The following is a 20,414-nucleotide window of genomic DNA, read 5'->3' as shown; positions in this document are numbered from 1 at the left end:
CAATGGATCTCAGCGCCATCGAGCGCCAGGTGGCCGCGGATCGCGGGGCCGCGCGGGACCGGACGCCCGAAACCGAGCTGGCACTGGCCACCTCGCTGTGCGAGCTCGCCCGCGCGCTCATGGCCACCAAGAACGACCCGGCCCAGCGGGATCGGTCGGCCTCGGCCCTGGAGCCCGCGCAGGAGGCGGTGCTCATCCGGCTGCGCTGGCTCACCGCCGGGCATGTCACCGCGCCCTTCGCCGCCGAGATGACCGAGGCGCTGCGGTTGTTCGAACAGGCCGCCCGCACCATCGGGCACCGAGAGCTGGCCACCTCCACCATCCGCAATGCCTGCCAGGCGTATCGGCATGTGGCGCAGAACTATCCGCTCGCGGCGGGCGCGTCCGCGGACGCGCTGTCCAAGTGCAGCGTGTGGCTGTGCCGGCTGGACCCCAAGGCCGCGGTCGCGGCGGGGGAGGACGCGGTGCGTATCCGTGCCGGGCTCTTCGCCGCCGACCCGGATCAGGCCAACCGCTACCTCGCCTCGCTGAACACCCTGCTGCGCACCCTCATGGTGGGCCGCCAGCGCAAGCAGGCGCTGGCCATGTACCGCGAGTGCTACGCGGGTGTCACCACCCCGGCCATGACGCAGCGGCTGCGCGAAATCCGGGTCGAGGACATCGGATTCACCAGCAAGACCGTCACCGCCCTGCGCAAGCTGGAATGCGCCACCCTCGAACGCGCGGGCTACCTGACCCAGCAGCAGATCCTCTATCAGACGGCCGGTGACCTGGCCACCATCGAGGAGATCAACTGGCAGCTGGCGCTGGTCGGCCTCAAGCCGATCGCCGCGGGCGCGCTGCCGGACCAGCCGTCCAAACCGGTGGAGATCAGCACCTCCTTCGGCGCGCTGAGCGTGCGCTGCTCCTCGCGCAATGCCGTCACCCTGGTGCGCGCGGCCATCCTCGCCGCCTACACCGCGGACGGCGCGCAACCCGTGCCCAGCTCGGCGTATCTCGGCGTCGACGAAAAGCACTGGAGCACACCCGAACCCGAGCCCAACCGCGCCGAACGACTCGGCGGGGACGTGGTCCTGATCGAGAAGGTCTCCGAGCACTGGGTCTCGGTGAAGAGCCTGAACTGGGAGGTGGCTCCTGTCGGCCGGCACCCGCTGGCGCTGCGCCTGTCGCAGGAGTGGCCGGTCGTCAGCGTCACCACCACCGAGCAGATGTCCTACGAGCTGTGCTGGTACGAAGGCGGCGCCGCCACCCAGTACGCGGCCCTCGGTCTTCCCGCGGCCCAGACGCCGCTCGAAAAGCCGCTGGCACCGTTGGATTTCAAGGCCCTGTCCGACTACGGCGCGGACTACGCCTCCGAGACGCAGGTCCGCTCCGCGTTCGGCAATACCACCATGTTCACCAAGCTCACCTGCCTGCCCGGCAGTGGTATTCGCCAGGCCGCCGAGGCCGGGCCGCTTGCGTCGCACGGCTCCAACATCCTGTATTTCCGCGGCGTCGACGAGTAGTCGGCGAGCTGTTCGCTGCCCCACCGGATATCTCCACGAGGTATCCGGTGTCGGCGCATGTCGTGCTGGGCACTGGCCTAGAAAACTAGAACGTGTTCTAATTCGGTCGTGAACGGATTCGTGAAGGGCGAGGTCGATCCCGCCTTCCGGGCTGTGCGCGAGGTGTTCGAATCGAGCTTCGCCGACGGGCGGAACGCGGGGGCGGCGGTCGCCGTTTTCGTGGACGGGCGGGCGGTCGTCGATCTGTGGGGCGGCGTGGCGGATGCGCGGGCGAACAGGCTCTGGGAGCGGGACACCCCCGTGGTGACCTTCTCCTGCACCAAGGCCCTCACCGCCACGGCCGCCCTCGCCGTGGCCCACGACCGGGGAATCGGCTGGGGTGAACCGGTGACGACCTGGTGGCCGGAATACGGTGCGGCGGGCAAGGAATCGACGACGCTCGCCGACCTGCTGGCCCACCGCGCCGGGCTGCCGGCCTTCGACCGCCCGGTCTCGGTCGAGGAGGCCGCGGATCCGGCGGCCATGGCAGCGCTGCTGGCGGCGCAGCAGCCGATCTGGTCGCCCGGCGCCGAACACGGCTATCACGCGCTGACCTTCGGGTGGCTGGTCGGCGAATTCGTCCGCAGGCACACGGAATCCACGGTCGGCGACTACGTGCGCCGCCGTTTCGGCGAGGAGCTGTGGATCGGCGCGCCGCCCTACGTCGCGCGACAGTCCGCGCGCACCGCCTTCCCGCCCGCTCGGGAGATGGCCTGGACCGACCCCGGGCCGATTCTCGCGGATACCGTCACCAGGATGGCCGCCGCGTACCGCGACCCCGGCTCACTCGCGATGCGCGCCTCCACGAATCCCGTTGGCTCGTACAACAAGCCGGAGGTCCTGGCGGGCGGCTGGCCTGCCTCCGGCCTGGTCACCACCGCTCGCGCGCTGGCCCGCTTCTACAGCGACCTGGTGAGCGGCGCCCTGCTGCCCATGGCCGTGTTGCGCGACGCGGTGCGTGAGCAGGTGCGCGGTCCCGACTCGGTGTTGTTGCTGGAGAGCGCCTTCGGGCTCGGATACATGCTCCCGTGTGAGAACTTCATCCTCCCCGAGCCTGCCCGGTCCTCGGCGTTCGGCCACCCGGGCGCGGGCGGTGCACTCGGCCTCGGCGACCTCGGCAACCGTGTCGCGATCGCCTTTACTCCGAACCTGCGCCGCGACTGGCTCTCCGGTGATCGCCGCGCCCACGACCTGGTCGCCGCCACCTACAGCGCCCTGTAACCGGGAGGCCCGGATGTCGGATGGCGTAACCATCCGGCACCCCTGTATGCGGCGCGGTCCGGCCACTCCGTCAGGAAGTCTCGATGCGCGCCGAGTGCCGGCTGAGCTGCAAAGTGCGCTACGAGGATTGAAGTGTACGAAACGGTTTCGTACACTTCAGGAGTCCTGATGATCGGCGTGCGGGGAGGATTGAAATGTCCAGTGTTAGAGCGCATCTGATGATGTGCGCGATGCGAGTGCTGTGTGTTCGGCGTGGTCTCGACGGAGACGAGCGGATTCGGCGGTCGATCGCGGCGGATCGGCGGAAGGGTCCCGCCGTGCCATCGGCCGCGCTCCGGGCGCGGCTGGACGTGCGGGAGGAGGAGTTCGAGGGACACGGCGTCCATGTCCTGGGTCCGCGATCCGGGCAGCCTCGGCGGCGAGTGCTGTACCTGCACGGGGGCGGCTGGGTGCGGCCCATCACCGACCCGCACTGGGAGACGATCGCGAAACTGGTGGAGCTGCTGGACTGTTCGGTGACTGTTCCGATGTATCCGCTGGCACCCGAGCACACCGCCCGGGAGATCTTCGCGTGGCTGATATCTCTCTATGCCGACCGGGCATCCGGCGACGAGTTGACGCTCATGGGTGATTCCTCGGGCGGCAACCTCGCGCTGTCCCTGGCGATGCAGGCCCGCGACCGCGGACTCCCCGCGCCTGCGCGGCTGGTCCTGCTCTCGCCGCTGGTGGATGCGACCGTCAGCGATCCGGTGATCGACGAACTCGACCGGATCGACCCGATCATCCCCGCCCGCGGGCTACGAGTGCTGACCCGGATGTTCGCCGGTGATCTCGACCTGAGTGACCCCGTGGTCAGCCCGCTGTTCGGGAGTCTCGACGGGCTGCCGCCGATCGCCCTCTTCAGTGGGACGCGCGAGATCCTCGGTGCCGACGCCCATCGGCTCTGGTCGAAGGCGACAGCGTTGGGCTTTCCGCTGACCTGGCGCGAGTATCCGGGGATGCCGCACGTCTGGCCGCTGTTCCCGATTCCCGAGGCGCGGCGCGCACTCGACGAGATCGCCGCCTTCGTCGTCGGTGTCGGCGGGATCGATCGGGGCCTGTCGCGAGTACCGGGATCAGCGGGGTGAACGAAACCGTGTCGTACTCTTCAGTCGTGGTTAGAGGACAACAGCGTGTCGACGCGATCTTGGCGGCAACGGTGGACCTGGTCGCCGAGCGCGGCTACCCGGCATTGACCATGGACGCGGTGGCCGCGCGTGCCAATGCCAGCAAGGCGACCATCTATCGCCGCTGGCGCAACAAGGCCGAGCTGATCAAGGCGGCGCTGGACGCCCACGACGCCCAGCAGAATGCCGACATCCCGGATACCGGCAGCTTGCGCGGCGATCTGGTGGCGGTGCTGGAAACATTGCGCGACAAGGCGTCCGACCAGATCGCCGCGATGATCGAAGGCCTGATCGCCGCCATGCGTCATGATCCGGAGCTGGCCGCCGCGCTGCGGGAGCACACGGAGAACGAGGAGCTGTCCCCGTTCCACGACGCGCTGCACCGCGCGATCGTCCGTGGCGAGCTACCCGGGGACACCGATACCGAACTCATCCACGACGTGGCCGAGGCAATGATCATGCGCCAGTTGCAGATCGGCGCCCCCTTCGATACCGCCTTCATCGACCGCCTCGTCGACGACGTCCTACTCGTCCTACTCCAGCATCGAGGAACCACGCAGTGACCGTTCTGATCGTCGGCGCCGGCCCGACCGGGCTCACCCTGGCCTGCGACCTGGCCCGCCATCACGTCCCGTTCCGCATCGTCGACAAGGCCGCCGGAGTCTTCCCGGGTTCGCGGGCCAAGGGTCTGCAACCGCGCACCCTCGAGGTGTTCGAGGACCTCGGCGTGCTCGACGCCATCCAGGCCGGCGGCGAGCCCTTCCCGAAATTCCGCCTGTACCACGGGCGGGAGGTGGTGTGGGAGCGCACGGTCTCCGAGATGCTCGGCGCTCCGGGCCTCACTGCCTCACCGGCGGTGCCCTATCCCGACACCTGGCTCGTTCCGCAATGGCGGACCGAGGAAATCCTGCACGCCCACCTGACCGAACTCGGCGGGCAGGTCGAGTGGAACACCGAAATCATCGGTGTCACACAGGATTCCACCGGCGTCACAGCGCACACTGCAGACGGTGAGATTCGCGCCGACTATCTCGTCGCCGCGGACGGCGGACACAGCACCGTACGGAAGGCGCTCGGCGTCGGTTTCGCGGGCGACACCTTCGAGACCGAACGCACCCTGATCGGTGACGTGCGCGCCGACGGTCTGGACGGCCGGTTCTGTCACATCCTGACCGGGAACGGCGCTGTGGGCGACCGCTTCTCGCTGTGGAACCTGCCGGACAGCGACCACTGCCAGTTCGTCGCCTCGATGCCCGCCGACCAGGTGCCGGACCTGACCCTGGACGGGGTGCGCCGGCTGTGCGCGGACCGCTCCGGCCGCACCGACATCCACCTGCACGATCTGCGATGGATCTCGCTGTACCGGGTGAGCGTCCGCATGGTCGACCGGTATAGGGTGGGCCGGGTGCTGCTGGCGGGCGACGCCGCCCACGTGCATTCCTCGGCCGGGGGACAGGGCCTCAACACCGGGGTGCAGGACGCCTACAACCTCGGCTGGAAACTCGCGGCCGTGCAGGCCGGTGCGGACCCGCAACTGCTGGACACCTATACGGCCGAACGAATGCCGGTCGCGTCGGCTGTGCTGGGCCTGACCACACAGCTGCACCGGCAGGACTTCCACGGTGGCGGGGCACCGGCCATCCACCAGCTCGACATCACCTACCGCAACGGTCCGCTGGCGCTCGACGACCGCGGCGAACCGGGCGAGCTCCGCGCCGGGGACCGTGCCCCCGACGGACTTTCCTCCTCCGGCACAAGGCTTTTCGATGCCTTCCGCGGACCGCATCACACCCTGCTGGCCTTCGACGCCCCCACACCCGACCTCGGCGTTCCCGCGATCGCTGTGCCGGTAGGCGAGTGCTACGACGTGGCCCCGGGCACCTACGTCCTGGTCCGCCCCGACGGCTATGTCGGCGCGATCAGCGAATCCGCCGAGGTCATCGGGAAATACCTACGGCGGTGAGTTCGGGGGTGCGTTTCCGGGCCATTCGGCAACCTCGCTGCGAGTGTCTGGAACACGCAATTTGTCACAACTGTCCAGTGCGGATTTCGGTAACAGTGATTCAAGTCACTCATGACCGCTACCCTGTTGTCACCCGGCTGCTCGTGCTGCGTCGCGAAGGGCTTTTCGGCTGCGCGAAACGCCGTGGAGAGAAAGGCGTCTCGAACATGAGTAGCACACCGACCGCGGTACACCCGGCCGCGGACTTTCCCCCGCCGACGCTGGTCACCGGGCTGTGGCGGCGCAAGCTGCCGCACTATCCGGAAACGCCCGCCCGATCCTGGTATCTGTTCCTCGTTGTCGTCGTGTCGGTCGCGCTGTACTATCAGCTGTTCGTGTCGGGCGCGGTCGGTAATCAGCTGATCGCCTACTTCAATCTGAGCTTCCGGTACTTCGTCGGCATCTTCATCATCGGCGCGGCCTTCGGGGCCGTGGCCTCGGTGGTGACCGGGTTGCTCGACCGGTGGGGGCGGGCCAATATCGTCGCCTACGGCACGGTGATCACCTCGCTGCTCACGCTGTTCGCGCAACCGCAGTGCACGACCAAAGAGGCGTACCTGGCCGTTTACTGCATGATCAGCATCGTCGAGGGCGCGGTGCTGGTGGCCACGCCCGCGCTGGTGCGCGACTTCTCGCCGCAGCTGGATCGCGCCTCCGCCATGGGGTTCTGGACCCTCGGCCCGGTGCTGGGCGCGCTGGTCACCACCGAGATCTCCACGCACACCCTCGACGCCCACCCGGACTGGCAGTTCCACTACCGGCTGGCCGGCGTGATCTGCACCGTGATCTCGGTGTTCGGCCTGATCGGGTTGCGTGAGCTCAGTCCGAGACTGCGCGACCAGATCATGGTGTCGCTACGCGACAAGGCGCTGATCGAGGCACGGGCGCGCGGACTGGATGTCGAGGCGCTGGAACGCAATCAGTGGAAGCAGATGATGCATCTCGACATCGTCGGCTCGGCGCTGGCCATCTCGATCTTCCTGGCGTTCTTCTACACCATCGTCTCGTTCCTGCCGGTCTACATGGCGACCAACTTCGGCTTCACCGCCGCACAGGCCAATTCGCTGGGCAACTGGTACTGGATCGCCTCCGCCATCTCACTGGTGCTGACCGGCATCGTGTCCGACGCGATGAAGGTGCGCAAACCGTTCATGGTCTTCGGCGCGATCATCAGCATCATCGGCTGCTACCTGTTCCTCAGCTACACCGACAAACCGGGAACCGACTACTACACCTTCGCGGCAGTCATGAGCTTCACCGCCGTCGGCACCGGCATCGCCTACTCCACCTGGATGGCGAGTTTCACCGAGACGGTGGAGAAGCGGAATCCGGCGGCGACGGCGGTCGGGCTCGCGGTCTGGGGCGGCGTGCTGCGGACCGTGGTGACGTTCGTGCTGCTGGGTCTGCTGTTCGTGGTCACCGCCGCGGGCACGCTGGTGAACTACGGTCCGCGGCTGCAGACGATCAATGCCAAGTACCACGAGGAGATCGCCACCATCCAGACCGTCGGCGCGGATACGCTCACGGCCCTGGGTAAGAATCCGAATGACGAAGCGGCACAGGTCGCCGCACTGGTGAAGCTGACCGGCGACTCCGCCTCGGATGTGAAGACCACCGTCGAACTCAATGCCAAGTACCCGGACGAGCTGGCCACGCTCCAGGCCATCGACACGCAGGTCCTGGTGAAGCTGATGACGAACCCGAACGATCAGGCCAGCGCGGCGACCGCGGTCGGTCAGGTCGCGAAGAAGTTCAACATCCCGCCGGATCAGGCCATCGCCCGGATCACCGCCGCGCAGAAGGTTCCGGTCGATCAGCTCGCGGTGGCGTCCCAGACCGGACCGGGCCTGACGGCGGCGAGCGCCAAGCTCAAGGCCGTGAGCGCCATACCCGCCGACGATCTCGCCTATCTGTCCGCGCACGGCCAGGACGTGAAGCAGGCCCAGATCGACTCGCCCAAGCAGTGGAAGCGCTGGTGGTGGATCTGCCTGGTCGCGCAGATCTGCTTCATCCCGTTCGTGTTCATCATGGCCGGACACTGGAGCCCGAAGAAGGCGGCCGAGGAGGCGGCCGAGCACGACGTGGCCGTGGAGCGTGAGCTGGCGACCATGACCGAGTAGGCAGAAACCGTACAGGTCCCCGCCCATGAAGTACAGTTATTGAAGTGACGAATCCGGTAGCCGCGACGTTCGATCTGCTCGGCGATCGCCTGACGCTGACGATCCTGCGGCACGCTTTCGTCGACCACGCGCGCCGGTTCACCCAGTGGGCCGATCGCACCGCAGCGCCGCCCGCCGTGCTCACCGCCCGGCTGGCGGCGCTCGTCGATGCCGGGGTGCTGGTGCGCACGCCCCGGCCGGGCTCGGCCGATCGCTACGAATACCGGCTCACCGACCTGGGTTTGGCGACCTGGGAGATCCTGGTGTGCGTCTGGTCCTGGCAGCGGGAGTGGACGGCCGAGTGGGCGCTGCTGCCGGAGTTCACGCACACCCGGTGCGGGCATCGCGGCCCGCCGGTCGTCATGTGCCGGGGCTGCGGCCGCGACGTCACCGCCCACGACACCGAGGTGGAACTGGATCGGGATGCGCTGTGGCGCCTCACCTCCGGCCGCCGGCGCTCGGTGCGGGCGGCCACGCTCGCCCGCGGCGACGCGCGTTTCGACGAGATCATGGAGGCCATCGGCGACCGGTGGAGCGCGGCCGTCACCGGGCTGGCCCTGGCCGGGGTGCGGCGGTTCTCGGATTTCCGTGCGGCACTGGGCATCTCGCCGACCACGCTCACCGAGCGGCTGGCGCGCCTGGTGGACGTGGGCATCCTGCAGCGGCCCGAGCCGGACGGGCGCGACTATCGGCTGACCCCGCGCGGGCGGGCGCTGTTCGGGGTCTTCGCCTTCCTGCTGGCCTGGTCCCAGCGCGCACATCCCGAGACCCCGGAACCCGGTCTGAGCCTCCGGCACAAGGAATGCGGCGCGGCGCTGGGCCCCGCGCTGCGCTGCCGGGGCTGCGCGGCCGTGCTCGGCCGGCGGGACGTGCGCTTCGAGCCGCCGGCCGCGCGCCCGGCCCTTGACAGCCCACAGTGAGACGCGTATCACTTCATTAACTGTAGTGAATCTCGCCGGGTGTCGACTCCCGGTCGCTGGAGGCCTCGTATGCCGCTCAACGAAGAACTCATCGCTCCCGCCGCCGAGGCGCTCACCAACCCGTATCTGGAAGGCCCGTACGCGCCCTGCGCGCAGGAGACCACTGCCACGAATCTGACTGTGCTGCACGGAGAACTGCCGGCCGACCTCGACGGCGTCTACGTCCGCAACGGCCCCAATCCGCAGTTCGCCCCGATCGGCCGCTACCACTGGTTCGACGGCGACGGCATGCTGCACGCGGTCCACTTCGAGAACGGCCGGGCCACCTACCGCAACCGCTTCATCCGCACGGGTGAGTTCGATGCCGAGCACGCGGCGGGAACCGCGTTGTGGCGCGGCGTGATCGAACCCTGGGACCGCAATCCGCCCGGTGATCGCCGCGAACGCAATGCGGCCAATACCGATGTCGTCTACCACCACGGCAATCTGCTGGCCCTGTGGTACCGGGCGGGCAAGCCCTACGCGCTCGACCCTGTCAGCCTCGAGACCCGTGGCGTCGACACCTTCCAGGGCACCCTGCGCGGCGAGGTGTCGGCGCACGCCAAGGTGGACGAGCGCACCGAGGAACTGCTGTTCTTCGATTACGGCATCCATTCGCCGTATCTGCGCTACGGGGTGGCCGACCCGGGCGGCACCGTCACGCATTTCACCGGGCTGGAACTACCCGGCCCGCGTCTGCCGCACGACATGGCGATCACCGAGAACCATTCGATCCTCATGGATCTGCCGCTCTACAACGATCCACGCGCGGCCGCGGCCGGCCGCTTCAAGATCTTCTTCGACCGCACGCTGCCCAGCCGGTTCGCGGTGCTGCCGCGGTATGGCGAAGGGGCGCAGGCGAAGTGGTTCGAGGCCGAATCCGGCTACATCTACCACACCGTCAATTCCTGGGAGGAGGGCGAGGAGATCGTCCTGGTGGTCTGCCGGGTCTCCGAACCCAGCCCGGTGTCCGACCGCGCTCACCCCCTGGCCCAGCTGCTGGCCTATCTGCGGCCGGAGGCCAAGCTGCACAGGTACCGCTTCAACCTCCGCACGGGCGCCACCAGCGAGGAGGTCATGGACGACGTCAACACCGAGTTCCCCGCCATCGATCAGGGCCGTACCGGCCGCGCGGGCCGCTACTCGTATCAGATGCGGCTGTCGGTCGATCGCACCATGATCTTCGACGCCGTCATCAAGTACGACATCCGCACGGGCGCAAAGCAGACCGCGCCCTTCGGCGACGGTATCTTCGGCAGTGAGCTCACCGTGGTCCCGCGCCCCGGCGGCACCGCCGAGGACGACGCCTGGCTCACCATGTTCGCCCACAACAACCACACCGGCCTCGGCGAGGTGTGGATCTACGACGCCGCCGACCTCACCGCGGGCCCCGTGTGCCGCCTCGGCCTGCCGGTCCGGGTCCCGCTCGGCTTCCACGCCACCTGGGTCAGCGGGGAGCGCATGCGCGCCGCCGCCCGCCCGCTCTCCTGAAAAAGGTTGCCCGCGTGCCCCTTCCACATCTGAGTGTCAGCCTCCCGTACTGGCAGAACCGCGAACCCCTGGACGCCCTGCTGGTGGCCGAGGCCGCCGACAAGCTCGGCTTCCACCGTCTCTGGGTCGGCGAGATGGCGACCTTCGACGCTTTCGCCCTGGCCACCGCCATCGGACGGGCCCCCGGCCGGATCCCGCTGTGCCTCGGCCCGCTCGCCGTCGGCGTCCGCAGCCCCGCGACCATCGCCATGGGGACGGCCTCCGTCGCCGCCCTCACCGGCCGCCCGGTCGACATCGCCCTCGGCACCTCCAGCACGGTGGTGGTTCGCGACTGGCACGGCCGCCGAAGGCACCGCACCGCACGGCATCTGGAGGAGACGACCCGCATCGTGCGGGCCCTGCTCGCCGGGGATAAGGCCGAATACGACGGCCTGATCGAACGCATACGAGGATTCCGCCTCCGCCTGCCCGCCCTGCGCCAGACCCTGGCCCGCAGCGTGTACGGACCGGATGGGTCCGCCGAGATCGGCCGGCCCAGTGTGGGATCCGAGCACGGCCGGACGTCCTCGAACGGCCATGGCCGAGAACATTGGTCGCGGCTCCCCGCTGTCGGCACGTCGACCGGCGGCGAGATCATTGTCGCGGCCTTCGGCGAGCGGGCGCTGGAGGTCGCGGCGCGCTGGGCCGATCGGGTGGTGCTGAATCTGGTGACCCCGGCCCAGGTTGCCCGATGTGTCACCGCGATAGGCGAATTCGCCGCGCGGGCCGGGCGCGCGGCACCGCCGGTCTCCGTGTGGGTGATCGCGGCCGCGGATCCCGACCCCGACATGTACACGACCGTCCGGCAGGGTGTCGTCGGATACCTGCGCGCCCCCGGGTATGACGCCATGTTCACCGAGGCCGGATTCGGGGACGTGGTCCGGCTGGCGCACGGCGGAGCTCATCCGCGTGCGGTGCTGGCGGCCATTCCGGATGAATTGCCCGCAGCCGTAGGCATGTTCGGCGATACCCGAACAGTGGCGGCCCGCCTGGGCGAGTACGGGGCCGCGGGGGCCGACGAGGTGGTCATCGTCCCGGTGACGACGGCCGACGACCCGGCCGGATATCGGACCCTCGACGCGCTCACCGGGATCGTTACGGGTTCGGGCCCCGGAGTGCCGGAGACTGGCGGAGAAGAGTCCGACCCGGAGTCGGCAGAACAGCGGAGGCATATCGATGAGTGAGGCGTTCGTCTATGACGCGGTGCGGCTGCCGCGGGGGCGGGTGCGCAAGGGTGGGGGCACCTTGGCAGAGGTTCCGCCGTACGAGTTGTTCGGGCAGTTGCTAGCGGCGCTGGAGGAGCGGGGCTGTCCGCCGGCAGCGGTCGACGACGTGCTGGTCGGGGTGAGTACCGCGGTGGGGGAGCAGGGCGCGAATGTGGCCCGGGCCGCGGTGTTGTGGGCGGGATGGCCGGATTCCGTGCCGGGGGCCGTGGTTTCGCGGCTCTGCTGTTCCGGTCTGGACGCGGTGGAGGGCGCGGCGGCACGGGTGGCGGCCGGGTTCGCGGATGTGATCGTCGCGGGCGGGGTGGAGTCGATGTCGCGGGTGCCGATGCTGGCGGATCGGCCGGCCATCGCCGGGGACGCCGATCTCGGGGAGCGGACCGGGTTCGTCACCATCGGGGTGTCGGCGGATCTCACGGCGGCCGAGTACGGCATCACCCGGCCGGAGCTGGACGCCTTCGCGGTGCGGTCGCATCGAAAGGCCAGCGGCGCAGCCACATCGGCGTCGGTGATCCCGGCACGCAAGGGCGGCACCGTGCTCCTCGCCGCCGACGAGGGCGCGCGGCCGGACGCGTGCGCGTCGGCCTTCGCCGCGCTGCCCACCCTGTTCGGAGCCGATCCGTCGTGGGAGCGGGTGGCCCGCCGGACGCCGCAGGCGCGGCGTCCCGTCGCCGGGCTGCACACCATTGCCACCGCGCCGCAACTGGCCGACGGGGCTTCGGCGCTGCTGCTGGGCAATCGGCGCGCCGAGCACATGCTCGGGCGGCCGCCGGTGGCGCAGATCGTGGGCACGGCCCAGACGGCCGTCCGCTCACCGCTGCTGACCGCGCCGACCAGTGCGGCCCGGGTGGCCCTGCAGCGGGCGGGCATCTCGCCCGCGCAGCTGGATGTGATCGAGGTGAACGAATCCTTCGCCGTCACACCGCTGGTGCTCATGCGTGAGCTCGGAGTGGACGCGGCCCGGGTGAATCCGTCCGGCGGTGCGGTGGCGGTCGGGCATCCGCTCGGTGCGACCGGCGGGATCCTCATCGCCCAGGCGCTGGACGAGCTGCGCCGCCGCGACGGCGAGCACGCGCTGGTCGCCATTCCCGCCGCGCTCGGGCTCGGCTCGGCCGTGGTGCTGCGCCGCATGACCTGACCCGCGGCCCGCGCCGTCACCGGACCAGCTGCGCCGTCACCGGACCAACTCATCACCAGGGAACTCCGATGGTCGAAATCTCCTCCTCCGCAACGACGTCCCCCGCCCGCCCGGTGCACGCCTGCCATCCGGCGGACACCGTGCGCACCTACCTCGAGCGCGGCTGGTGGCAGCCCGAGACGATTCCCGACGTCTTCCGCCACCGCGTCACCGAGGCCCCCGACGCGCCCGCCATCACCGACCCGGCCAACCTGGCGGACCTGACCGGCGCGCACCCGCGCACTCTCACCTGGCGCGAACTCGACGACCACGTCACCGATATCGCGGCGGTCCTGCTGGCCAACGGGATTCGCCAGGGCTCCACCGTCGCGATCCAACTGCCCAACTCGATCGCCCTGACCGCTGTATACCTCGCACTGTGGCGGCTGGGCGCGGTGGCCACGACGATGCCGGCGTCCTTCCGGCGGCACGAGCTGTCGGGCATTGTCGCGGCGACCGCGGCCGAGGCCGTCATTACCGTTGGGGCGCTGGGAGATCGGGCACTCGCGGCGGAGGCCCTGACCGTTATCGGCGGGCAGGGCGCTGTCTTCGCCTTCGGGCCGGGAGTGCCGGAGCAGGCGATCGCCCTCGATGGCCCGGTCGGCGCAGCTGCCCGCAAGCGGGTGCGCGACTACACCTGTGCGCTCACCGTCACCGTCAACGATCGCATCACCATCTGCTGGACCAGCGGCACCGAAGCCGCGCCCAAGGGCATTCCGCGCTGCCACGGCGACTGGCTCGCGGTGGCGGGCGGCGTCCAGGACGGGCTCGGCATGACCCCGGATTCGGTGGTGCTCAACCCCTTTCCCATGGTGAACATGGCCGGATTCGCGGGCTCGTTCCTACCGTGGCTGCTGGCGGGCGGGCATCTGGTCCAGCATCACCCATTGGATCTGCCCGTGTTCTTCCGGCAGCTCGCCGAGCACCGGGTCACCCACACGAGCATGCCGCCCGCCCTGCTCACCATGCTGCTGCAGAACGACGCCCTGCGTGCCCGGGCCGACCTGTCCTCGCTGCGCACGGTCGGCTCGGGCGGAGCGCCGCTGCCGCCGCCGGTGGTGCGCCGCTGGCAGGAGGAACTGGGTATCCAGGTGATCAACTTCTTCGGATCCAACGAGGGAGTGAGCCTGCTGGGCGCACCGGCCGATCTACCGGATCCCACTCTGCGCGCCCAGCATCTGCCGTATTACGGTGCGGCCGGGGTGCGCTGGTCCACCAGACTGGCGGAACGGACGGCGGTGAAACTGGTCGACGTCACCACCGGGGCGACGGTCACCGAGATCGGCGGACGCGGCGAACTGCGCCTGCGCGGCCCGGCCGTCTTCGCCGGCTACCTGCCCGGCACCGCCACCGCCGAACCCTTCGACGACGAGGGATACCTGTGCAGCGGTGACGTTTTCGAACGATGCGGCGACGGCGGCCGGTACCTGCGCTTCGTCGACCGGGTGAAGGAGATCATCATCCGCGGCGGCATGAACATCGCGCCCGCCGAGATCGAGGGCCTGCTCATCGACCATCCCGCGATCGCGGATGTCGCCGTGGTCGGCTACCCCGACGCGGTGCTCGGCGAAAAATGCTGTGCCGTGGTCGTTCCCGCGCCCGGCGCCACCGTGACCCTCACCGACCTGGTCGAGCATCTGCAGGCCCGCGAGGTCGCCTCGTTCAAACTGCCCGAGCGCCTGGAGCTCACCGACACGCTCCCGCGCAATCCGGTCGGCAAACTGCTGCGCCGGGAACTACGCGCCCGGCTCTGACCACTCTTCGATCGCAGGAGGACCCGTGTCCGTGCACATTCTGGGCGGCGGCCAAACCGATTTCGCCGTCAACTGGCACCGCGTCGGCCTCGGCTTCGACGCCCTGATCCGCACCGTTCTGGACGAGACGCTCGCCGCCGTCCGCCTCGACGCCACCGCGATCGAGGTGATCCACGTCGGCAATGCCTTCGGTCAACTGTTCACCGGGCAAGGCCAGCTCGGCGGCATGCCCGCCACCATCCATCCGGAGCTGTGGGGCATTCCGGCCGCCCGCCACGAGGCCGCCTGCGCCTCCGGCAGCATGGCCGCCCTCGCCGCCATGGCCGATCTCGAATCCGGCCGCTACGACTGCGCACTCGTGATCGGCGCCGAGCTGGAGAAGACCGTCCCGGGCGGGCAGGCGGCCGCCTACATGGGCGCGGCGGCCTGGGCGGGCCACGAGACGCAGGACACCGACCTGGTCTGGCCGACCCAGTTCGCCGCCATCGCGGTCGAATACGACCGGCGCTACGGCCTCGACCCCGCGCACCTGCGCGCCATCAGCGCGCTCAATGTCGCGAATGCCCGCTCGAATCCCCGTGCCCAGACCAGGAATTGGTCCTACACCGACGCGAGCTTCACCGCCGACGACACCGCCAACCCGCCGGTGGCCGGCGTCCTGCGCCGCCAGGACTGCAGCCAGATGACCGACGGCGCGGCAGCCGTGATACTCGTCTCGGACCGGTTCCTGCAGCGGCACAGCACCATCCGCCCCGGCACCACCGCGCTGATCTCGGGCTGGGGCCACCGCACCGTCGGCCTTTCGCTCGACGCGAAGTTCCGCGCCTCCGCCGCCGAACCCTATGTCTTCCCGCACCTGCGCACCGCGGTCCTCGACGCGCTGTCCCGCGCCGGTCTGGCCGATATCCACCAGCTCGGCGGCCTCGAGGTCCACGACTGCTTCTCCATGTCGGAGTACGTGGCCATCGACCACCTCGGCCTCACCGCACCCGGCGAGAGCTGGAAGGCCGTGGAATCCGGCGACATCACCCGCACCGGCAGCCTGCCGATCAACCCGGGCGGCGGGCTGATCGGCATCGGCCACCCGGTCGGCGCGACCGGCGTCCGCATGCTTCTCGACGCGTACCAGCAGGTCACCGGCCGGGCAGGCGACTGCCAGCTCCCCGGCGTCACCCGCTACGGCACCGTGAACATCGGGGGCAGCACCACCACGGTCGCGAGCTTCATCGTCGAATCCGTGGCCGACTGACCCCGGTAGGGCACGGAGCTGCCGCCGCGCCGGACGCGAGCGCTGCGCACCGGGGTCATCTTTCGCGTGGCGAGTTCGGCTCTCACCCGGCGAGTTTGGCGGGGTCGCGCACTGCGCCCCGGTCGGCCGAGGTGGCCAGCAGGGCATAGGTTTTCAATGCCAGCGAGATCTCACGCTGGCGGTTGCGCGGCCGGTAGCCGCTGTTCATCTCCAATTCCTCGCGGCGGGTGGCCAATTCGGCGTCGTCGACGTGGAGGGTGAGGGAGCGCGACGGGATGTCGATGGTGATGGTGTCGCCGTCCTCGACCAGCGCCAGCGGGCCACCGGCCGCCGCCTCGGGGGAGATGTGGCCGATGGAGCAGCCGGAGGAACCGCCCGAGAAGCGGCCGTCGGTGATCAGCGCGCACTTCTGGGCCAGGCCCAGGCCCTTGAGATACGAAGTCGGATACAGCATTTCCTGCATGCCCGGCCCGCCGCGCGGACCCTCGTAGCGGATGACCAGCACGTCACCGGCCTTGATCCGGCCCGACAGGATCGCCTCGACCGCATCCTCCTGCGACTCCACCACCACAGCGGGACCGGTGAAGGTGTGCATGTGCGCGGCCACGCCCGCGGACTTCACCACCGCACCGTCGGGAGACAGGTTGCCGCGCAACACCGCGAGGCCGCCGTCGCGCGAATGGGCATGGGCGACATCGCGAATGCAGCCCGCCGCGGCATCCAGATCGAGGGTGTGCCAGCGCTCGGACTGGGAGAAGGCGCTGGCCGACCGCTTGCCGCCGGGAGCGGCGTGGAACAGCTCCCGCGCCGCCGCGGAGGGGCGCTCGGCGCGCACGTCCCACTCGGCCAGCCACGCGTCGAGTGAATCCGCGTGCACCGCATGCACATCGCGGTGCAGCAGTCCGGCCCGGTTCAGCTCGCCGAGCAGCGCCGGGATGCCGCCCGCGCGGTGCACGTCCTCGATCAGATAGTCGCCATTGGGCGCCACCTTGCACAGGCACGGCACCTGCAACGACATCTTCTCGATATCGGTGAGCGTGTAGTCCAGCCCGGCCTCCTGCGCCGCCGCGAGCAGGTGCAGCACCGTGTTGGTGGATCCGCCCATGGCCAGGTCCAAGGCGATCGCATTGTCGAAGGCCTTGTGGGAGGCGATATTCCGGGGCAGGACCGAGGCATCGTCCTCGTCGTAGTAGCGGCGCGCCAGGTCCATGATCGTGCGTCCCGCCGCCCGGTACAGCTCGGCCCGCGCGGTGTGGGTGGCCAGCGTGGTGCCGTTGCCCGGCAGCGCCAGGCCCAGCGCCTCGGTGAGGCAGTTCATGGAGTTGGCGGTGAACATGCCCGCGCACGAGCCGCAGGTCGGGCAGGCGTTCTCCTCGATGCGCTCCAGATCCGCGTCGGACACCTCGGGCGAGACCGCCTCGGCCATGGTGACGATGAGGTCGAGCCGGCTGCGCACCGTGCCGTCGACCAGCACCGCGGTACCGCCCTCCATCGGTCCGCCGGAGACGAACACCGTCGGGATGTTCAGTCGCAGGGCCGCCATGAGCATGCCCGGGGTGATCTTGTCGCAGTTGGAGATGCACACCAGCGCGTCGGCGCAGTGCGCGTTCACCATGTACTCGATCGAATCCGCGATCAGGTCCCGGGACGGCAGCGAGTACAGCATGCCGCTGTGCCCCATGGCGATTCCGTCATCGACCGCGATGGTGTTGAACTCCCGCGCGATACCGCCCGCCGCCCGCACCGCGTCGGAGACCATGCGGCCGACCGGCTGGAGGTGGGTGTGGCCCGGCACGAACTCCGTGAAGCTGTTCGCGATCGCGATGACGGGCTTGCGGCCGATATCCGCCGAGGGCACGCCGCTGGCCCGCATGAGGGCGCGGGCCCCGGCCATGTTCCGTCCGTGCGTAACCGTGCGGGAGCGCAACTCGGGCACGATGCCACCTCCTCCTCAATCTGCAACCAGATGGTTGCAACCGTGTGGTTGGATTTTGCCACGACCGTGGGCCCAACCGCAACCGTGTGGTTGGAGATGGTTGGATGGACGCCATGGCGTGGGATACCGAGAGGACCAGACGGCTGCTGCTCGAGGCGGCGGTACTCGAGTTCGCCGAACGCGGACCCGACGGCGCCCGGGTGAACGCCATCGCGGCCCGCGCCGGGATCAACAAGGAACGCATCTACCAGTACTTCGGCGACAAGCGGGGCCTGTTCGAGGCCGTGCTCACCGATCAGCTCGAGCAGCTTGCCGCCGCCAGCCCGCTGACCGCCGACAAGGCCGGCGACCTGGCCGAGTACGCCGGGCACGTTTTCGACTTCCACCGCACCCACCCGCAGTTCCTGCGCCTCATGTACTGGGAAGGGCTGCAACCGCAGGACGGTCAGCTGCCGGGCGAGTCCGCCCGCGCCTCGCACTACGCGGACAAGGTCGCCGCGCTGGCGGCCGCCCAGCGGGCCGGGACCCTCCCCGGCGACGTCGCGCCCGGCTACCTGCTGTACGCGGTCGCGGCCCTGGCCGCCTGGTGGTTCGCCGCCCCGCAGGTGGTCCGGATGATCCTCGGCGCGGACACCGATGACCCCGACGCCCTGCGAGCAGCCCTGGTCACCCTGGTGCGCCGACTCGAGGTACGGGACTAGCGCCGCGCCAATTCTCTTCGGGCCCCGGCCTCGCCGGGGGCGAGCGCATCCGCGAGGGCGGTGAGGACCGGCGCGCAGCCGGTATCGAGGGTGAGGGCGGCGAGATCGTGGGCGCGGGTGCGGCCGCGGTTGACGATGACGACCGGACGTCCCGACTTGGCGGTGCGGCGGGCGAAGCGCAGGCCCGACATGACCGTCAGCGAGGAGCCGACGACCAGCAGGACGCCGGCAGCGTCGACCAGGTCGAAGGCGGCGGCGACGCGGGGCTTGGGGACGGACTCCCCGAAGTAGACGATGTCCGGTTTGAGGAGGCCGCCGCAGTGCAGGCAGTCGACCATCCTGAATGAGCCGGTGTCGGCCACGACCGCGTCGGCGTCGGGCGCGATCTCGAGACCGTCGAGGGGAACCGATTCGGCGAAGCCGGGATTGGCGGCCTCGAGCCGCTCGGCCAATGCCATGCGGGAGGTGAGCGCGTCGCAGGTGAGGCACCGGACCCGGGCGTAGACGCCGTGCAGGTCGATCACCCGGCGATGACCGGCCTTGGTGTGCAGCAGATCCACGTTCTGGGTGAGCAACCCGGTGACGATGCCCGCCCGTTCCAGGCGGGCCAGCGCGCGATGCGACGGATTCGGCCGGGCCGCGTCCATCCGCCGCCAGCCCACATGATTGCGGGCCCAATAGCGTTGGCGGAATACGGGATCGCCGACGAACTGCTGATACGTCATCGGCGTCCGAGGCGGTGCGCCGGGGCTGCGGTAGTCGGGGATGCCGCTGTCGGTGGAGATGCCCGCACCGGTGAGCACCGCGACCCGGCGCCCGGAGACCAGGTCCAGCAGGCGATCGAGCTGCTGCGTGGAACCGGAATCGGGCATGCGGCCAGCCTACGACGCATCCGCCGGGTGCCGCCGGTCACGTCGTGTCACACCCGCCGGCCCTGCGTCGTCTCCTTGGCAGGACGCCACCACAGCGGCGGCGCGAGACGAAGGAGATGGTCGTCATGGCGAAGACGGTTCTGGTCACCGGCGGCACCGGCACCCTGGGCAGCCTGGTCACCCCGCTGCTGCGGGAGGCCGGCGTGCACCTGCGCGTGCTGAGCCGCACCGCGCGGGCGGCGCAGGACGGCATCGAGTACGTGGCCGGCGACCTGCAGACCGGCGCGGGCATTGCCGAGGCGGTCGCCGGCGTCGACACCGTCCTGCATCTGGCGGGCACCACCAAGGGCGACGGTGAGAAGGCGCGCACCCTGGTCGAGGCCATCCAGGCCGCGGGCGTGTTCCCGCACCTGATCTACATCTCGGTGGTCGGCGCGGACCGGATCCCCGTTGAGAGCGCCATCGACCGCCAGACCATGGCCTACATGGCATCGAAGCGGGAAGCCGAACTGGTGGTGGAGAATTCGGGCCTGCCGTGGACCACTCTGCGCGCCACCCAGTTCCACGACCTGCTCTTCGCCATGGTCTCGGCGCTGGGCAGGATGCCCCTGGTGCCGGTCTTCGACTTCCGCTTCCAGCCCATCGAAACCGCCGAGGTGGCAGCGCGATTGGTGGAACTGGCCCTGGGCGAGCCCGCGGGCCTGGTCGACGAGATCGGCGGCCCGCGCATCTACACCATGAAGGAACTCGAGCGCAGCTACCTGGAGGCCACCGGCCGCCACCGCCCGGTCCTCACCATGAAGGTCCCGGGCAAGGCGGCCCGCGCCTACGCCGCGGGCGGCAACCTCACCCCCGAGCACGCCGTCGGCGGCCGCACCTGGGAGGAATTCCTGGCCGCCAAGCTCGCGGCCGCGTGAGCGG

General features: G+C 69.8%; 16 protein-coding genes. 14 read left to right on the top strand and 2 right to left on the bottom strand.

The window, feature by feature from the left end:
* The first annotated feature begins 2 nt into the window (after positions 1–2).
* From ACFXHE_RS20325 to ACFXHE_RS20270, 12 genes are all read left to right on the top strand, one after another.
* Positions 3–1,505: a hypothetical protein gene (locus ACFXHE_RS20325; RefSeq protein WP_379385133.1), complete on the top strand. Its 1,503-nt coding sequence runs from the start codon at positions 3–5 to the stop codon at positions 1,503–1,505.
* 108 nt (positions 1,506–1,613) lie between these two features.
* Positions 1,614–2,765, top strand: a complete 1,152-nt coding sequence (locus tag ACFXHE_RS20320; RefSeq protein WP_379385131.1) for a serine hydrolase domain-containing protein — start codon at positions 1,614–1,616, stop codon at positions 2,763–2,765.
* Between the two features lie 317 nt (positions 2,766–3,082).
* On the top strand, positions 3,083–3,892 hold the full coding sequence (locus ACFXHE_RS20315; RefSeq protein ID WP_379385129.1) for an alpha/beta hydrolase fold domain-containing protein: 810 nt from the start codon (positions 3,083–3,085) through the stop codon (positions 3,890–3,892).
* Positions 3,889–4,494, top strand: a complete 606-nt coding sequence (locus tag ACFXHE_RS20310) for a TetR/AcrR family transcriptional regulator (protein ID WP_379385127.1) — start codon at positions 3,889–3,891, stop codon at positions 4,492–4,494. Before ACFXHE_RS20315 ends, ACFXHE_RS20310 begins: the two co-directional genes overlap by 4 nt.
* A complete protein-coding gene (locus ACFXHE_RS20305; RefSeq protein ID WP_379385126.1) occupies positions 4,491–5,894 on the top strand; it encodes an FAD-dependent monooxygenase in 1,404 nt (467 codons plus the stop codon). Before ACFXHE_RS20310 ends, ACFXHE_RS20305 begins: the two co-directional genes overlap by 4 nt.
* Positions 5,895–6,100: 206 nt before the next feature.
* Complete coding sequence (locus ACFXHE_RS20300) at positions 6,101–8,053, top strand: MFS transporter (protein ID WP_379385124.1); 1,953 nt, start codon at positions 6,101–6,103, stop codon at positions 8,051–8,053.
* Between the two features lie 44 nt (positions 8,054–8,097).
* The gene (locus ACFXHE_RS20295; RefSeq protein ID WP_379385122.1) at positions 8,098–9,012 is read left to right on the top strand and encodes a winged helix-turn-helix transcriptional regulator; all 915 of its coding nucleotides are present in this window, start codon (positions 8,098–8,100) and stop codon (positions 9,010–9,012) included.
* A gap of 69 nt (positions 9,013–9,081) precedes the next feature.
* Positions 9,082–10,542, top strand: coding sequence for a carotenoid oxygenase family protein (locus ACFXHE_RS20290; protein WP_379385120.1), 1,461 nt, complete (start codon positions 9,082–9,084; stop codon positions 10,540–10,542).
* 14 nt (positions 10,543–10,556) lie between these two features.
* Positions 10,557–11,765: an LLM class flavin-dependent oxidoreductase gene (locus ACFXHE_RS20285; protein ID WP_379385118.1), complete on the top strand. Its 1,209-nt coding sequence runs from the start codon at positions 10,557–10,559 to the stop codon at positions 11,763–11,765.
* Positions 11,758–12,942, top strand: a complete 1,185-nt coding sequence (locus ACFXHE_RS20280; RefSeq protein ID WP_379385117.1) for an acetyl-CoA C-acyltransferase — start codon at positions 11,758–11,760, stop codon at positions 12,940–12,942. The genes ACFXHE_RS20285 and ACFXHE_RS20280 overlap by 8 nt, the downstream gene beginning before the upstream one ends.
* Before the next feature lie 68 nt (positions 12,943–13,010).
* Complete coding sequence (locus ACFXHE_RS20275) at positions 13,011–14,735, top strand: class I adenylate-forming enzyme family protein (protein WP_379385115.1); 1,725 nt, start codon at positions 13,011–13,013, stop codon at positions 14,733–14,735.
* Positions 14,736–14,760: 25 nt separating this feature from the next.
* Entirely contained in the window at positions 14,761–15,984 is a 1,224-nt protein-coding gene (locus tag ACFXHE_RS20270) for an acetyl-CoA acetyltransferase (protein ID WP_379385114.1), read from the top strand.
* A gap of 82 nt (positions 15,985–16,066) precedes the next feature.
* On the opposite strand, the gene ilvD is transcribed toward ACFXHE_RS20270, so the two are convergent.
* Entirely contained in the window at positions 16,067–17,920 is a 1,854-nt protein-coding gene (ilvD, locus tag ACFXHE_RS20265; protein ID WP_379385112.1) for a dihydroxy-acid dehydratase, read from the bottom strand.
* 104 nt (positions 17,921–18,024) lie between these two features.
* Here ilvD and ACFXHE_RS20260 point away from each other — a divergent pair, with 104 nt between their 5' ends.
* On the top strand, positions 18,025–18,621 hold the full coding sequence (locus tag ACFXHE_RS20260; protein ID WP_379385110.1) for a TetR family transcriptional regulator: 597 nt from the start codon (positions 18,025–18,027) through the stop codon (positions 18,619–18,621).
* Here ACFXHE_RS20260 and ACFXHE_RS20255 read toward each other — a convergent pair.
* Positions 18,618–19,493 (bottom strand): NAD-dependent protein deacetylase, encoded by an 876-nt coding sequence (locus ACFXHE_RS20255; RefSeq protein WP_379385108.1) that lies wholly within the window; start codon positions 19,491–19,493, stop codon positions 18,618–18,620. The two genes, ACFXHE_RS20260 and ACFXHE_RS20255, sit on opposite strands and share 4 nt — an antisense overlap.
* Positions 19,494–19,618: 125 nt before the next feature.
* Here ACFXHE_RS20255 and ACFXHE_RS20250 point away from each other — a divergent pair, with 125 nt between their 5' ends.
* On the top strand, positions 19,619–20,410 hold the full coding sequence (locus tag ACFXHE_RS20250; RefSeq protein WP_379385106.1) for an SDR family oxidoreductase: 792 nt from the start codon (positions 19,619–19,621) through the stop codon (positions 20,408–20,410).
* The last annotated feature ends 4 nt before the right edge of the window (positions 20,411–20,414 follow it).

Origin of the sequence: Nocardia sp. NPDC059229 (assembly GCF_042754165.1) — a bacterium.
Classification (GTDB): Bacteria; Actinomycetota; Actinomycetes; order Mycobacteriales; family Mycobacteriaceae; genus Nocardia.
Note: the sequence above shows the minus strand (reverse complement) of the source record. Positions and strands in the feature narration are given on the sequence as shown.